This window comes from Nocardia sp. CA-135398 (genome assembly GCF_050955845.1).
GTDB lineage: Bacteria > Actinomycetota > Actinomycetes > Mycobacteriales > Mycobacteriaceae > Nocardia.
The window spans coordinates 8,482,064-8,497,426 of the sequence record NZ_CP192084.1 but is presented as its reverse complement, the minus strand read 5'-3'; the positions used below and the strand labels follow the sequence as shown (position 1 = coordinate 8,497,426).

Below are 15,363 nucleotides of genomic sequence, written 5' to 3'. Positions count from 1 at the left end.
GATTCGGCGCTCCCGGCTCTGCTCGTAACGTAGTTCCTGTCAGCAAGAACGACAGTGAAACCGCAGGTCAGAAGCCTAGGAGGCCATTATGAACGAGCTTGTCGCACAGTACCTGGAAGTCTGGAACACCACCGACGCCGCTGCCCGCAAGGCCGGAATCGAAGCCGTGTTCACTCCCGGTGCCAGCTACGTCGACCCGCTGGCCGCGGTCGCCGGACACGACCAACTGGATGCGGCCATCGCGGGCGTCCAGGCCCAGTTCCCGGGGTGGGTGTTCACGCTCGCAGGACCGGTCGATGCCCACCACAACCAGGTGCGTTTCACCTGGGAGCTCGGCCCGGCCGATGCCCCCGCGGTGGTCGTCGGCTTCGATGTCGCGGTCATCAAGGACGGACGTATCGCCAACGTCTACGGCTTCCTCGACAAAGTCCCCGCCGCGGCCTGATCCGTCACGAAACTCGTTACCCCAGAAGGAAATACCAGTCATGACCACCACCGCCCCCAGCTACGTGTCCACCCTGCTCGCCCCCGGCCAGAACCTGCTGCGCGCCTCGTTGCGGCTGGATGCGGTCGTCACCACCGTGAACGGCCTTGCCTACTTGGCACTTTCGGGGCCGCTGGATTCCCTGCTCGGCCTGGACAGCGAGATCGGCATCCCGATCGGAATCTTCCTGACCCTCTACGGCGTCGGTGTCGCCCTGGTCGGCATGACCAAGACCATCAATACCAAGGCCGCCGCCGTGGTCGCCGCGGGTAATGCCGCCTGGGTCGTGGTCAGCCTGGCCGCCCTCGTCGAGGGTGCACTCGAACTGAACCTGGTCGGCTCGATCTGGACCGTCATGCAGGCAGCCACCGTCGGCGGTTTCGCGGCCCTGCAGTACCTCGGCATCCGCAAGGCCCGCTGACTATTGGATCCACTCGACCAACTCCGCAAACGCGGCATCGGCTCCGATGCCGCGTTCGGCGTTTGTGGTCGGTGCCTGCCTCTAGAGTCGATGCCGTGCTCGAGGCAACCAAGATCCCGACCGAATTCGGCACCTTCGACGCCCTGACCAGCGGCGAACCCGGTGGGCGCGAAGTAATGCTGTTGCACGGCTTTCCGGAGTCGGCCATCGCATGGGAGTTCCAGGCGACCGCCCTCGGTGGCGGCGGCTGCCATGTCATCGTGCCCGATCAGCGCGGTTATTCGGCAGGCGTTCGTCCTGACAAGGTCGCCGATTACCGTGTCGAGGAGTTGGTCGCCGATGTCATCGCCATCGCCGACCAATTGGGTTGGCAGAGTTTCGATCTCGTCGGTCACGACTTGGGCGCGCACGTCGCCTGGGCGGCAGCGGCCGACCACCCGGCACGAATCCGAACCTTGACCGCCGTATCGCAGCCGCACCCCACCGCGTTCTCACAAGCCATGACCGAGGACGAAGACCAGGCCCGACGAGCCCAACACTTCACGTACTTCCGCCAGCCCCGTACCCCCGAGCGCGCCCTCCTCGCCGATGATGCCGCCGCCCTGCGCAAGATCTTCGACTGGAAGATTCCCGAGGAACGCATCGACGACTACATCCACCGCCTCACCCGCCCCGATGCCCTGACCGCGGCGCTCAACTGGTACCGAGCCTTCCCGCTCGCCGGTCCGTCCGCCCCGATCACCGTCCCGACCCTCTATGTCTGGGGTGCCGAAGACCCCACCATCGGCTCCACCGCCGCCTTGGCCACCGCACGTCATGTCACCGCCCCGTACCGCTTCGAAATGCTCGAAGACACCTCCCACTGGATCCCCGAAGAAGCCCCGGAATCCCTCACCCGCCTGCTCATGCAACACCTGCTCGCCCATCGGTCCTGAGTCCGAAAACCGATGCCCCCAGCCCTGCCGAATGCGCGACTTGTTCAATAGAGTCCTGTGGGTTCACGGTCGCTGAACGCCGCGTCGGGAACCCGAGACGCTTCGCCCCACCGACACCTGAACCGCTGCCGGTTTCCTGTCAACCGAGCGGAAACCGACCTCCTGTACCCACCGTGCGCCTTTCGCGGCCGAAGGTGGCGAGGACCTGCTCAGTCCTGCTCGGTGAGTTTGGTGTTGAGTTCGAGTGCTTCGCTGAGTTGGTCTTCGAGGGTGATGATTCGGCACGCTGCTTCCAGCGGGGTGCCGTGGTCGATGAGTTCGCGGGCACGGGCGGCGATACGCAGTTGATAGCGGGAGTAGCGACGGTGCCCGCCGGCGGAACGCTGCGGGGTGATCAGTTTCGCTTCGTCCAGGCTGCGCAGGAACGCTTGGGTGGTGCCGAGCATTTCCGCGGCTCGGCCCATCGTGTAGGCGGGGTAGTCGTCATCGTCGAACTTCTCGTTCGCGGTCGTGGGTTCAGAAATCGTGAGGTCTCCATACGCCGAAGTGCCCCGGTGCCTGCGGCACCGGGGCACTGAAAGGGGGAATTACTTCGTCTTCCGACATGTAACCGAGACGTCGGCGATCACCCCGACCAAACATCTTCGCGGGTGACCCGACGGGCAACGCCTCCTTTCTCCTCACGGGGTTACTTCATCTTTCCGGTGCAACTTCATCTTTCTTGCCCGGCGGGCGTTGGGACCGTCGTATCTGCTGGTCCCGTGGCCGCGTCCGCCGTCTTACCAATCACGGGCAGTTCATCATCTCCCGTGCCGCTTGGATACTTCCTTCTGTTCCGACGTCATAGAAGCTACCGCACCGCATGGCGAATGTCTACAGTTGCCGCTACAGATTTTTTCGTGTCGGCGGGCCAGGTCACGGCGGGAAATTCCGATCGCCGCTCAGCTGAACAGACCACCGGATGTGGTCATTCGCGCTGAGCTCAGGTGCGGACGGTGGCGAAGGCGGACCAGAGGAGGGGGGAGTGTTCAATGGCTCGGGTGGTGCGCCAAGCGACCAGGCGAGATCGTTGCCAGTCGGCGAGGGCGGTTACCGGGTCCGGGTGTTCGTGGGCGGCGTCGATGGCGCAGATGGCGTCTTGCAGGGGGCGGGCTTCGGGGGGTGCACCCGCCAGGCGTTGGAACGCGAGGTCGGTGGGCAGGGGCCAGCGGCTGGCGGTGACCAGTTCGGCGCCGCCGTTGATCATCGCGGCGACCAGGCCGAGCGCCTCGCTGAAGCGCATATCGCCGCCGCTTTCGCAGGCGATCAGGGCGACTCGGCTCGGAATGGGCCAGAGTTGTGGTCCGGCAACGGGTTCGGTGGTGAGGGTGTGGGTGCCGAGCAATAGGTCCTTGGCCGAGAGCGGTCGGTGCGCTCGGATCGGGATGGCGAAACCGATCGATTCGGCATCGCAGGCGAGATGTAGTTCGGAGGCTTCGCTTTGGCCGGATTCGGGGGCGGCCGCGGTCACATGCCCCACATAGGTCAGGCGGCTGGCACCGCCGCGCAGCGCTTCGCTCAACCAGTTTCTATCGATATCGGTGCGACGGAATGCCTCGATCGGATCATCGACCGCGGGCAGTAGTCTGCCCTGGCTGGAATACGAGGCAACCCGTTGGGCGAGTGGGGCTTCGGGGTCCATTCGACCGAGGACGGATCCGAGCGCGGAATCGGCGCGGAAGCCGGGGACGCGCGGGTCGAGGACGGCCACCACCGGCAGCGCACTCGTCTCGGACCAGGTCCGCGCGGTGCGATCCGGACCGTGCACGATGCTGGCGGGGGCGAGCAGGCTGATATCGGCGATATCCACTAGGCGCAACGCCGGGTCGGGAGCGATGATCTCCCAGGGGATCTGAGCTACTCGGGGCGAGGGTTGCACCCGAATATGCGGTCGCACACCGCGCACATGCAGGTCATACAACTGTGCCGCCAAGCCATAGGGCAGCAATGCGCGCGAAAGCGACTGCGCGACCAGATATTCCGCATCATATGAGGCGAAAGCACCGGTGGTCATCGCGTGTCCGAGACCATCGGGTATTGCCGGATTCGGCAGTGCCTGCGCGAACTGCGCGACGGCCTCGGTGATCGCATCCCCCGGCAGCATGCTGGCACCCTGGGCGTATTCATTGCTTAACCAGCGCCACGACATATACAGATCGCCCGCATCCGCCATCCGCACGATGACGGTCGGTCGCTCCGATGTGGTCATGCGGGCAGCACCCGACTGTCCCGCACCGGATGGCCGTACCGCAGTTCGGCGGCCTCGATGTACGCGGCCAGTGCGATATGTCCGTCCGGCGCGACGGTCACGCGCGGCGGCGGCACCACCGGCAGTCCGGCACTCGCCGCGACCGAGGCCAGCGCCGTGCCCAGCTGCGGTGCCGACCCACGCTGCGGCCCGGTTCCGACCTGCACCGTCGGTTGCGCCACCTCGGCTGGTGGATCGAATAGCTCGAGCGGCAATCGCGGTGGTGCGGCGACCGTGGATCTCGCGATATCCAATGTCGTACCCGCGCATTGCGTTTCGATGAGGTCAACGATCAGCGGACCATTGCCGGATAGATAGGCGAACCGGAATGCCATCCGCATTGCCGGATCGGCGATCTGGCGATTCCATTTCTCGCGTTGATTGCCATTGGGCAGGGTGTAACGGACGGCATCGATGGCCAGCGCCGACGCCACCGCGAGTTCGACTGCCCGCCCCAATAGCTCGGCGTCCGGCGTTTCGGCCGTCTCGATGACCGGCTCCAACAGCGCCGCATGCCAGAAATCGACTTGGGCACAGTGCAATCCGAGCCCGCGCTCGGCATAGGCGGCGAATGCCTCGCCGATGAGTGCTGCACCCTCGTCGTATTGTCCGGTCGAATAGGCCACCGTCGCCAGGCGCACGCGCACATCGGCGGCATCGAGCACCGCACCGGATTCGTGAAAATAGTCCAGGCTGTGGCGATAGAGCCGATGCGCCGAATCGATATCGCCACGGCCCTCGGCGAGAAACCCCATGGTCTTCAGCCCGACGCCGGCGCGATATCCGAGTTCGGCGTGCTCGAAGTACTCCTGGCTCGACCGCAGCGGCTGTTCCGCCTCGTCGAACCGATCCGACCTGACGTACATGATGGCCAGGTTCTGTTCCGTCTCGGCGACGGCATTGCGATCACCGGCGGCCTCGAAGGCCGCCAGCGCCTGGCCCATGAAGTCAACGGCGAGGTCGCGCCGTCCGGTCTCGAAGTAGATACCACCGAGCGTCGAGAGTGGATGTCCGGCCAGGTGTGGCGCGAAACGCACTGCCGCATCGAGTGATTCGGTGGCGAGTTCGATGGCGTAGGCCCAGCTCTGGCGATGGAATGCCACCGCGGTCAGCGATAGCAGACAGGCCACCCGCTGCATGCTCTCGTCATTGTGTTCGGTGAGCAGGGTTCGGGCCTGTTCCAGCGCCTGCTGCGCACCGTCGAGATCGCCGACGTGCTGTAGCGCCTGGGAGAGGTTGATCAGTGCGGCGGGCCGCTTTTCGATCGCATCGGCGGGCATCTCCGCGAGCGCCGCGCGGAACATGACGATCGCCCCGGCATGGTCGCCGAGTTCATCGCACATGCTCGCGGCATTGACCAGCGCGCTGACTCGGAGGCCGTCTGTGCTGGTCCGCGCGATTTCCTCGAACAGCCGCCTGGCCTCGGCGACATCGCCGCGCTGATAGGCGGCCGCCCCTTCGGCGAGTCTTTCGCGACCGTCATCGGCGGCCATCAGAAGTCCGAATCCGATGCGGCGGCGGCGATTTCGGCGAGCAGAGGCGCATCGACGGCATCGTCGGCAGCGGTAGCCCGACGCAGCCGTGCGGCCGCCAGCTCACGAATCTGTCGCCGGATCTCGGGACCACCCGGTTCGGGTTCGCCGGGTGCACCGACACCGGGCACATAGACATCCACCGTCGAAACGGAATCCGACGGCGTGCTGGCCGCGCCGGTCCACAGCTCGCCGACCAGATCCAGCTCGGCCTCGGCCGTGCCGACCGGAGTGGTGATGAGGGCGCGCGGGTGCAGGTGTGCCGGTGCTTCCGAGCCCAACTGGGGCGCGGCGACGGCGGTGACGCGGACGGTCGTGGTTCCCGAACCACGTGTCGATTCCCAGGACACCGCCCGCTCCGACGCATCGATGAGACCGGGCGGGCAGCGTCGCCAATCCCATCCGACGGTGCCCCGCCCCAGCGAAAGTGCCCCGGCGGGACGGTCCGCGCCGCCACCGGCGGCAAGGGCGTAATCCTCTGCGCGAGAGGATATTTCGATCGAGTCGATGACATCCGTGAATGCCGGGCGATCGTCCGGGTCTGGCTCGTCGTCACCGATGAGCGGTTCACACTGCGCGCGCAGGGTCGTGATCTCTTCGTCCAGCAGCCGATCGTCGAGCGCGGTGATGCCGTCGATCGTCGACGCGGGCCACCATCGCGCGGCCCAATACGCGAAACCGAGCCGCCAGGCCGCGGCAACCAGATCGGGCACTGCGGGTTCTGCCTCATCGGTGAATTCGGTTTCGCCGCTCTCGGAATCGGCGAGCGCAACGGCGATCCGCTCGCCGTACACCGCCCACAACCAGTCCTGGGCCAGCTCGACATCATCGATGACGGCAGCCGGAATCGTCTGTCCCGCAAGCAGACTCCAAGACAGATGACCGCCGACAACCTCGAGCACCATCACATCTATCGCCGCGGCATGGTCCAACACCGTCGGCGCTCCGTCGGGCGCGACGACCCAGATCCCGTCCCCAGCCGGTTCGATTCGCACGGTTGCGCTCATCAGCTCGCCCTCGATTCCGCCGGATCCGGCTCGGTGACAAGGGAACGCACGCTCAGCGCCTGTTTGACCCGCATGCGATGGTCCAGCATGACCGAGCGCGCCACACCGTCGAGCAGATCCCACAGCTCGTCCGGTTCGTAGACGCCGAATTCCCGGACATCGCGACCGTGCAGGCGCACCCACAGTCGCCGCAGATAGGGCCGCCACGGTGTCCGCAGCTCGGTGGCGATGGCCGCCAGTGGGCCACTGGGCATTTCGATATCGGTGCGCACGGCGAGCCGCCGTGCCTGCAGGACATATGCCTCCCGCTGCCAGCGGCCGTTGATCACCCGATGCGCCGCCGTTTCGGCCGCTGCCGACTGCGCGTCATGCGATGCGATCGGCCGCAAACCGAGTGCGAGGGCGGCTCCCGCCGTCGCCGCGACTCGCAGTGACTCATCCAAAAGTGCCCAGGGCGAACAACTTCGGGCTATCTCCGTAGTCACCAGTTCCGGAATGGGCGGCAGTTCGGCCCGTTCGCTCGACGCCTGCAGCACGGTGAATACGCGTTCGTAGATGGTGCGATCGAACGGAAGTCCGAGACTGGCCTTCGAGGCCGAGGAGCCGAGCGTCGGTGGCTGCGGAATCGGCACCGCGGTCAGCCCGAGCTGATGTGCGGTGGGTTCGAAGCGGTTGTCCCATAGTCGGATTCCCCCGTGCGTCCCGGCGTGGGTGGCGACCAGTTGATCGAATGTCCGCTGCCCTTCGGCGGTCCGACCGTCGCGAGCCGCGGATGCCTCTAGCAGCGCCGCGAACCGTTCGGCGTGATCGCCGGTAGGTCCGCCCACCGGACGCCGTCCCCACGCGATATCGATCAACGACCCGAGTTCGGCAGTCCGCGCACCCGCGGTGATGTACTCCTTGAGCGCTTGGGTCGTGCGCCCGGCCGCGAATTCGTGGACATCGCGCAGCGTCGCCTCGGCGGTAGCCCGGTCCCGGTTCGGATCCGGCATACCGGATGTGGTGGCCAGTTCGAAGGCGCGCTGGAAATACAGATCCTGCGGATTGCCCTCGGTGATCCGCAGTGCCCGCCGGACCTGTTTGAGCAGGGAAAACCAGGCAGCCGTCGCGCGCAGCACATCGGCGGCGGCATGGATTCGAGTGGCCAGCAGGACCGCGCCGTCGGCGGTGAGGATCGGGCCAGCGCACAGCGGATGCTGCACCGGGCGAATGACAAGTGGATCAAGAATCAGCTTCACGGTCCGCCGCAGTGGCCCGCCGTGGGGTCCACTGAGCGGTTCGACGCCCTCGAGTCGGCGCCAAACCTCGTCCAGCACCATCGCGCGCGGCCGTCGCATTCGACCAGGTTAACGGAACTTCGACCGTTTCAGACTCCGAAAAACCTGGGATCGGTAGGGCGCGTTCGATTTCTACCTTTCTCGTATCGGCCCAACACCGGAGCCGAACGAAGCAAAAGGAACAGATCATGAACACCAAGCCGGTCCGCATCTCCGCCGCTCTCACCGCCTCGGCCGCCGCTCTCGCGCTCTTCGTCACCGGGTGCAGCGACGACGCGGGCAGCTCGTCGCCCACCTCGGCCAAGCCGGGCACCTCGGCCGCCCCGGCACCGGCCTCGGGCAAGTCGACCGCCTCGGTCGACGGCAAGGCGCTCGACGGCAAATTCGAGACCACCTGCGCCAAGCAGGGTGACACCATCGCCCTTGCGCTCAGCGATACCAACAACGCCGCCTACGGCACCCTGAGCGTGAGCGCCTCCATCACCGGCGCCGACAACGTGCAGGCCGTGGCGGTCGCGGGCAGCAAGGGCGGCGCCAACGGCCTGCCCTACGCCCTCGGCTTCGGCAACGGCATGCCCGGCGGTTCGGCCAAGGTCGTCAAGGACGGCAACACCTACAAGGTCACCGGTGAGGGCGTCGGCGCACCCGATCTCACCAATCCGACGGCGAGCCCGAAGAGCTCGAAATTCGACATCACCTTCGCCTGCTCGACCGTGGTCGGCGGCTGACCCACACCTGACCATCCCCGCTCACGCCCCTTGAACGAGGGGTGTGAGCGGGCAACCTCCCCATAGACAAGGGAAAATCATGAAAACCATCGCCCGTTCGCTCGCCGCCGCCTTCCTCGTCCTCTCGATCGGCTACTACCTCTGGCACGGCCTCACCTACACCAGCTACGGCCCCTTCGACGACGGCACGCTCGCCTGGGTCGGGCCGCAGATGGCGCTCCCGATCATCGCCCTCACCATCGTCCCGATCGTCTTCGCCTTCACCGGCGAGGGCATCCTCGCCGCCTTCACCGGCAACAACAGTTCGGCCTTCCGCGACGGTCTGGTCGGCATCGGCACCATCAAGTCGTTCCGGCAGACCGGCCTGACCGTCAATGACCAGCCGCAGATCCGCATCGACTTCAGCGTCGAGGGCGTCGACGGCAAGATCTTCGACTCGCACGCCAAAATGATCGTTCCGCTCACCGAACTCGCCCTGCTACAGCCCGGTGTCGTGCTGCCGGTGCGTTATCTGCCCGATCGCACCGACAAGGTCGAGGTCGACCGCTCCGGCGATATGTCGGCGTCGCAGCGCGCCATGAACGAATCCATGATCCGAAAGGGCTTCACCACCAAGGCCAAACTCGATATCGCCGAGCGCGGTATCACCGCTCAGGCAGTCGTGCAGTCGCTTTCGGTGCCCGGCGAAATTCGCAACGGGTATTCCAAGATCGAGCTCGGCCTGGTGGTAACCCGGCCCGACGGAACGACTTTCACCACGAGTGTGGACAAGTTCCTGCCGCCCGCCAGCGTGGCCCAAGTGCAGGTCGGTCGCATCATCCAGGTGCACTATCTGCCGGAGAACGAACAAGAGGTTGTGATCGCACTGCAAGTCAATGCGTAGCCCCGGACCCGAATGTTGCTCTCGTTCACCAGGAACGGGAGCAATATTTGTTTGTGCGTCAGAAGACGCGGTGGCTGAAAAAGCTGTGCCGACAGGTGGGACGCTTGCAGACCGCACCACCGCCCGGGATGAAGCCGACACAGGTGGGATGGGTACACCTGTTGCAGCCGCCGTCGCCCTCTTCACCCATATGGTCGTGGTCGACGAGTACGGCGCGGGCCTCGGCCACCGCACCCGCGAGAATCGAATCGAGATAGTCCAGCGCCTGCGGGGTGAGCTCGGACTTTCCTCCGGACAAAGTCATCGCACTACTCCTGACTCGGTACTCATGTCCTCGATACCGATCCTCCTCTTGGAAAGGTGGTCGCACATGAGTAGCTCGCTACGTGAGTCCGGCCGAAATCTTGGATATTTTACCAGGTAAAACGCATAGTATTCGGTCAGTGCGCGGATAGCGGGCAAGCGCCGCCCGATAGCTTCGCAAATTAAGGGTTACCTAATTGGTCGGGCGTTCATCTGACTGTTTCCTGTGCATCGCCTGAGCGGCTTACCGTGCGCCGGTCAGCACTATGTCAGGAGTTGATCGTGACCCCGAAGCCCCTCGCCCTGTTCGTGAAGCGGGACGGCCAGCCGAAGCGCTCGGCCATGACCTGTCAGTACAAATGCGGTAACGCCTGCTTTCACGATGTTCCGAACACCTCCGAGAACGAGTACTTCGGCGACATGGTGCGCGCGGCGCTGACGCGGCGCGGCATGTTGAAGGGCAGTGCGGGTGTCGTGGTCGCGGTCGGCGCAGCCGGTGTGCTCGCGGCCTGCGGCGACGACGACAAGGTCGAATTGGCGGCGGGCGGCTCGCTGGTCGACGGTGTGCCGGTGGGCACCAACTTCAAACCGGTCGCGGCGAATTCCGATGACGCACTGGTCATTCCGGAGGGTTACGAACACAATATCGTGATCCGCTGGGGCGACCCGCTATTCGCCGACGCACCGAAGTTCGATCCGAATGCCCAGTCCGCGGCCGCGCAGGCCGAACAGTTCGGCTTCAACAACGACTTCGCGGCGATACTGCCCATCGAGGGTCAGGCGAATACCTACCTGCTGGTGGTGAATCACGAGTACACCACCGAACCGCAGATGTTCAAGGGCTACAACAAGGAAGAGCCCGCACTCGAGCATTACCAGACCGCCATTGCCGCGCACGGTCTTTCGGTGGTCCAGGTCAAAGGCGAATCCGGAACCGGCAAGCTGACAACCGAGTTCGGCAAGTACAACCGCCGCATCACCGGCACCACCGAATTCATGGTCACCGGACCCGCCGCTGGCAGTGCCTTCCTGAAGACGAGCGCCGACCCGTCCGGTGCGAAAGTGCTCGGCACCCTGAACAACTGCTCCGGTGGTCTGACTCCCTGGGGGACAGTGCTTTCCGGTGAAGAGAACATCAACCAGTACTTCGCCAACGGCGAGAAGGTCACCGACGAGGCCGCCAAGGCCAGGCTCAAGCGCTACGGCTTCCCGAACGGCGCCTCCGAGCGCAAGTGGGAGCGGCACGAGGCACGCTTCGATCTGGCGAAGGAACCCAATGAGGCCAACCGATTCGGCTGGGTCATCGAGGTGAATCCGTGGGACGCCGCGGCCGCGCCGATCAAGCACACCGCGCTCGGCCGGTTCAAGCACGAGGCCGCGACCATTCATGTCGCCAAGGACGGCACCGTGGTCGCCTATATGGGCGATGACGAGCGCTTCGATTACATGTACAAATTCGTCTCGTCGCGCAAAGTGCAGTCCGGCAACGGCCAGGCGAGCATGCGGCACAACCTGACGATTCTGGACGCGGGCACGCTGTACGTCGCCAAATTCACCGGCGATCACCCGGACAAGATCGACGGCAACGGCACGGTGCCCTCGGATAAGGGTTTCACCGGTACCGGTCAATGGATTCCGCTGCTGGTCACCGGTGAAGACGGCAAGGCCACCTCGAAGGTGGACGGCTTCACCGCTGAAGAGGTTTCGGTATTCACCAGGTTGGCGGCCGATAAGGTCGGCGCGACCAAGATGGACCGTCCCGAGGATTTCGAGGCGAATCCCAAGTCCGGCAAGGTCTATGTCGCGCTGACCTACAACGAGCAGCGCGGCGCGCAGGGCAAGCCCGCCATCGACGAGGCGAATCCGCGCAATATCAATAAGTTCGGGCAGGTGCTCGAACTCGACGACGATCACGCGGGCACCACATTCACCTGGAATATCCTGATGCTGTGCGGTGATCCGAAGACCACCGACACCTACTTCGCCGGTTTCGACAAGGCCAAGGTCAGCCCGATCGCGGCGCCGGACAATCTCGCCTTCGACGATTACGGAAATCTGTGGATCTCCACCGATGCCTCGCGGGCCAACGGCGCCAATGACGGCCTGTTCTCCGTGGTGCTCGACGGGCCGAATCGCGGTGAGACCAAACAGTTCCTGACCGTCCCATTCGGCGCGGAGACCTGCGGTCCGACGGTGTCGGAGCAGCGGGTCACCGTGTGTGTCCAGCATCCCGGCGAACGCGATGACGCGACCGCCGAAAAGCCCGCCTCGCATTGGCCCGATGGTGGCGATAGTCTGCCCAGACCCGCCGTCGTGTCGGTGTGGAAGAAGGGCGGCGGGAGAATCGGCACCTAGTCGATTCCCCTGCACAACACACGAAACCGCTACTCAACCTGCAGGGAGTAGCGGTTTCGTGCTGTTCAGCCCATATTGGCGTAGCGCGCGAAATCGCCTTGGGCGCCGCTGTATACGTTGACATCGGTGCCGCCCGCGATCCCCGGAATGCGGCCGCTGTCGGTGGTCTGCCAGAAGGTCCAGGTCGGCCAGCCGCCCGGGACCTCGGGTTGTTCGTTGCCGCGGTAGTCGGCGATCCAGAGTGGATACCTGGTGAATTCATTGGTATTCGCCATGGCCGTCTTCCAGAAATTCGGATAGGTGTAGATGATCGGCACCCGTCCGGTCAGTGCCTGGACCGTATTCAGATACCGACGCGTCCAGTCGATCAGCCCGGCCGGACCGAGTCCGCCCGCATTTTCCAGATCGAGCACCGGCGGCAGATCCAGTGGCCCGTTCTGGCCGAGCACGACCGTCGCGTACAGCGCCGCTTGCGGCTCGGGCGGCAGATTCGGTCGCGCGTAGTGATACGTCCCGCGCGCGACGCCCGCCGCCCGCATCAGAAGGCTGTCCGGCACGAAATAGGGATTGATGTAATTGACGCCCTCCGTCGCCTTCACCATGGCGAAGGCGTGTCCCGCCGCGCGCACCGCGAACCAGTCGATGAACCGGCCGTCGACATGCTGCCACGACGACACATCGGGGCCGCTCGGTTCGGCCGCGGCAGTGCCCGTCGAGGTAGCCATCAGGATGCTGCCCAACGTGATCGCGGACAACGCAACAGCGCGAGTCGATCTCCAACGTGTGCTATCCATGCTTTTCGACGATAGCGACAACCGACTGTTGTGACCAGAGTTACAGCTGAGGCATTTGCTCGGTATTCACAGTCTTGATCCCTCTCCTCGGCGGGGATGCGTCAGCCGAGCCAGTCCAGGACCGAGGCCGCGGTCCAGGACTGCTGCATACTGCCGAGTGGTTCGCCGGTGAACGGCTCGTAGTACTCGGCGAAGCTGCCGTCACTGGCTTGGCGCAGACCTTCGGCGCGAAGCATGAAGGAGCGTTCGGCCCAGCCGCGACGGGCGAAGACCCAGGAGAACAGCCAGCTCATCACCGGCCACACCGGGCCGCGCCAGTATTCGCGGGAGCGGAAGTCCTTCGAGACCGGAGAGGTGGACGGCGGCAGGGCATAGCGCAGATCCGGGTGGCCGCAGAAGCGCGGGCCCTCGAACAGGCGCAACAGACTGCGTTCGGTATCGCGCGGCAGGCCCCCGCACAGCAGCGGGGCGAACATCGAGAGGGTTTCGGTATTGATCCAGCGCTGCAGGCGCACGTCGAAATCCCGGGCCGCACCGGTGCGGGCATCGGTGGTCGCGACAACGCCCGCGCGGAAACGCTCCGCCCACGAATACAGTTCGCGGACATCGGCATGGGGCTGCTTGTACTCCTCGCCGATATTGGCCAGCACCTCACATGCCAGCGCGAAGATCGCCGTGACGAAGACGTCCTCCACCGCGAAGCTCATGGTCGAGGCGAGCTGGTAGTCGTCGTATCCGGCGCGGCGCATCTGCTCGACCAGCCACAGATAGCGGTCGTATTCGCGATCGCTCGGCCGCTGCGATGGGTCGGAGACCACCAGCAGATCCTCGCGCTCATACGGCGGCAGATCGCCGGGGGTCACATTCGCGTAGGCCCGATCCCAGCGCGGCGAATTGTCCATGCCGGATTCCCAGCCGTGATACAGCGTGATCCGGCCGCTCTCCTTGGGGTCGCGCGCATGGGCCAGCCAGCGATGCCAGCGCACCAGATCCGGCCAGCGCCGATTCAGGAATTCCTCGGCCACCGCCCTGGTGCTGCGGCCGTGGCGGCGGGAATGGTCCAGGATGCGCTGTACCGCGATGGCGTGCACCGGCGGCTGGGTGATGCCGGAGGTGTCCGGACCGTCCGGGGCATTGGCGGCCAGCTTTTTGCACTCCCAGCGGGACGGGCCGGGAAAGTAGCCGTCCACACCGTTGGCGAACACGATGTGCGGGATCATCCCGTTCTTCCACTGCGCCGAAAGCAACGTGTCCAGTTCGATGACGGCGCGCTCGACGCTCAGCGGGGCGAGCCCGACCGCGACGAAGGCGGCGTCCCAGCTCCACATGTGCGGATACAGCCGGGGCGCGGCACTGGTCATGGTGCCCAGATCATTCCCCCGTAGCAGGTAGGCGGCGCGGGCCGCGAGCTGTGTTGGGGTGAAACCCGGGTGTGCCATCCCCCTATTTTGCGATGACACCCGCAAGTACGCCCGCTCAGTGACTCGTGTCTCGTCCTGGTGCGCCCTGGTGGCCAGCTGTTGTGCGCCGGATCTCACTCTGCATGCCCCGTCCGTGAATTCCATTTATTCGCTTTATGCATCCATCGCCGCGCGCGCGGGTAGTGCTACGACCCGTTTCGGTGGCCGATACGGTGACTCCATGACCTCCGCCGTGACCAGCACACCGAAGCCGACCGCGCTGATCACCGGCGCCAGCCGCGGGCTCGGCGCCGCGATCGCTCGCGAACTCGCACCGACCCACGATCTGTTGCTCGGCGCCCGCTCGGCCGAGGCGCTGCGCGCGATATTAGGCGAACTGCCCGGCGCCACCGGATGGCCGGTCGAGTTGACCGACTATTCCGCAGTGGCGGAAGCGGTTTCGTCGATTCAACGGCTGGATGTATTGGTACACAACGCCGGTATCGCCGACCTCGGTTCGATCGCCGACTCCTCGGTGCAGCAGTGGCGAAATACCTTGGAGGCCAACGTGATCGCGGTCGCGGAGCTGACCAGACTGCTACTGCCCGCGCTGCGTGCGGCCAACGGTCATGTGGTGCTGATCAATTCGGGCGCCGGATTGCGGGCCAATGCGGGTTGGGCCTCCTATGCGGCGAGCAAGTTCGGTTTGCGTGCGTTCGGTGACGCGTTGCGGCTCGAGGAGCCGACGCTGCGGGTGACCTCGATCCATCCCGGCCGCATCGATACCGATATGCAGCGGGAGATCATCGCGGGTGAGGGTCGCGAGTATCGCGCGGAGGAATTCCTGAGCCCGGAGACCGTCGCGGGGACTGTGCGTGCCGCTATCGACACTCCGCGCGACGGCCATCCGACCGAGATCGTGCTGCGGCCCTACTGAATTCGGTGCCGGTTGAGCTC

The 15,363-nt window shown here is 65.2% G+C and carries 15 protein-coding genes; 7 read left to right on the top strand and 8 right to left on the bottom strand.

All coding sequences use genetic code 11. From position 1 onward, the window contains the following. Positions 1-88: 88 nt before the first annotated feature. The 3 genes from ACQP1T_RS37780 (at position 89) to ACQP1T_RS37770 (ending at position 1,840) form a co-directional block, all read left to right on the top strand. On the top strand, positions 89-445 hold the full coding sequence (locus tag ACQP1T_RS37780; protein ID WP_433757733.1) for a nuclear transport factor 2 family protein: 357 nt from the start codon (positions 89-91) through the stop codon (positions 443-445). A 40-nt stretch (positions 446-485) separates the two neighbouring features. Continuing rightward, complete coding sequence (locus ACQP1T_RS37775; RefSeq protein ID WP_433757732.1) at positions 486-905, top strand: hypothetical protein; 420 nt, start codon at positions 486-488, stop codon at positions 903-905. Between the two features lie 95 nt (positions 906-1,000). Further along, a complete protein-coding gene (locus tag ACQP1T_RS37770) occupies positions 1,001-1,840 on the top strand; it encodes an alpha/beta fold hydrolase (protein WP_433757731.1) in 840 nt (279 codons plus the stop codon). 209 nt (positions 1,841-2,049) lie between these two features. Here ACQP1T_RS37770 and ACQP1T_RS37765 read toward each other — a convergent pair whose 3' ends face one another. The 5 genes from ACQP1T_RS37765 to ACQP1T_RS37745 form a co-directional block, all read right to left on the bottom strand. Then, positions 2,050-2,304 (bottom strand): MerR family transcriptional regulator, encoded by a 255-nt coding sequence (locus tag ACQP1T_RS37765; protein ID WP_433757730.1) that lies wholly within the window; start codon positions 2,302-2,304, stop codon positions 2,050-2,052. Between the two features lie 518 nt (positions 2,305-2,822). Then, complete coding sequence (locus tag ACQP1T_RS37760) at positions 2,823-4,088, bottom strand: CHAT domain-containing protein (RefSeq protein WP_433757729.1); 1,266 nt, start codon at positions 4,086-4,088, stop codon at positions 2,823-2,825. Further along, positions 4,085-5,620: a tetratricopeptide repeat protein gene (locus ACQP1T_RS37755; protein WP_433757728.1), complete on the bottom strand. Its 1,536-nt coding sequence runs from the start codon at positions 5,618-5,620 to the stop codon at positions 4,085-4,087. The genes ACQP1T_RS37760 and ACQP1T_RS37755 overlap by 4 nt, the downstream gene beginning before the upstream one ends. After that, the gene (locus ACQP1T_RS37750; RefSeq protein WP_433757727.1) at positions 5,620-6,666 is read right to left on the bottom strand and encodes a hypothetical protein; all 1,047 of its coding nucleotides are present in this window, start codon (positions 6,664-6,666) and stop codon (positions 5,620-5,622) included. Before ACQP1T_RS37750 ends, ACQP1T_RS37755 begins: the two co-directional genes overlap by 1 nt. Beyond that, positions 6,666-7,985, bottom strand: a complete 1,320-nt coding sequence (locus ACQP1T_RS37745; RefSeq protein ID WP_433762531.1) for a hypothetical protein — start codon at positions 7,983-7,985, stop codon at positions 6,666-6,668. The genes ACQP1T_RS37750 and ACQP1T_RS37745 overlap by 1 nt, the downstream gene beginning before the upstream one ends. A 146-nt stretch (positions 7,986-8,131) precedes the next feature. Between ACQP1T_RS37745 and ACQP1T_RS37740 the strand changes: the two genes are divergently transcribed. Further along, complete coding sequence (locus ACQP1T_RS37740) at positions 8,132-8,671, top strand: lipoprotein LpqH (RefSeq protein ID WP_433757726.1); 540 nt, start codon at positions 8,132-8,134, stop codon at positions 8,669-8,671. 79 nt (positions 8,672-8,750) lie between these two features. Then, positions 8,751-9,554, top strand: coding sequence for a hypothetical protein (locus tag ACQP1T_RS37735; RefSeq protein WP_433757725.1), 804 nt, complete (start codon positions 8,751-8,753; stop codon positions 9,552-9,554). A 58-nt stretch (positions 9,555-9,612) separates the two neighbouring features. Here the strand turns inward: ACQP1T_RS37735 and ACQP1T_RS37730 are convergent, their stop codons facing one another. Further along, the gene (locus ACQP1T_RS37730) at positions 9,613-9,858 is read right to left on the bottom strand and encodes a hypothetical protein (protein ID WP_433757724.1); all 246 of its coding nucleotides are present in this window, start codon (positions 9,856-9,858) and stop codon (positions 9,613-9,615) included. A 281-nt stretch (positions 9,859-10,139) separates the two neighbouring features. Between ACQP1T_RS37730 and ACQP1T_RS37725 the strand changes: the two genes are divergently transcribed. After that, positions 10,140-12,212, top strand: a complete 2,073-nt coding sequence (locus ACQP1T_RS37725) for a PhoX family protein (RefSeq protein WP_433757723.1) — start codon at positions 10,140-10,142, stop codon at positions 12,210-12,212. Between the two features lie 65 nt (positions 12,213-12,277). Here the strand turns inward: ACQP1T_RS37725 and ACQP1T_RS37720 are convergent, their stop codons facing one another. Together ACQP1T_RS37720 and ggh are read right to left on the bottom strand one after the other, a co-directional pair. After that, entirely contained in the window at positions 12,278-12,937 is a 660-nt protein-coding gene (locus ACQP1T_RS37720; protein ID WP_433762529.1) for a glycoside hydrolase family 25 protein, read from the bottom strand. 170 nt (positions 12,938-13,107) lie between these two features. After that, entirely contained in the window at positions 13,108-14,445 is a 1,338-nt protein-coding gene (ggh, locus tag ACQP1T_RS37715) for a glucosylglycerate hydrolase (protein ID WP_433757722.1), read from the bottom strand. Between the two features lie 202 nt (positions 14,446-14,647). Here ggh and ACQP1T_RS37710 point away from each other — a divergent pair, with 202 nt between their 5' ends. Beyond that, a complete protein-coding gene (locus ACQP1T_RS37710) occupies positions 14,648-15,343 on the top strand; it encodes an SDR family oxidoreductase (RefSeq protein WP_433757721.1) in 696 nt (231 codons plus the stop codon). Positions 15,344-15,363 lie beyond the last annotated feature (20 nt).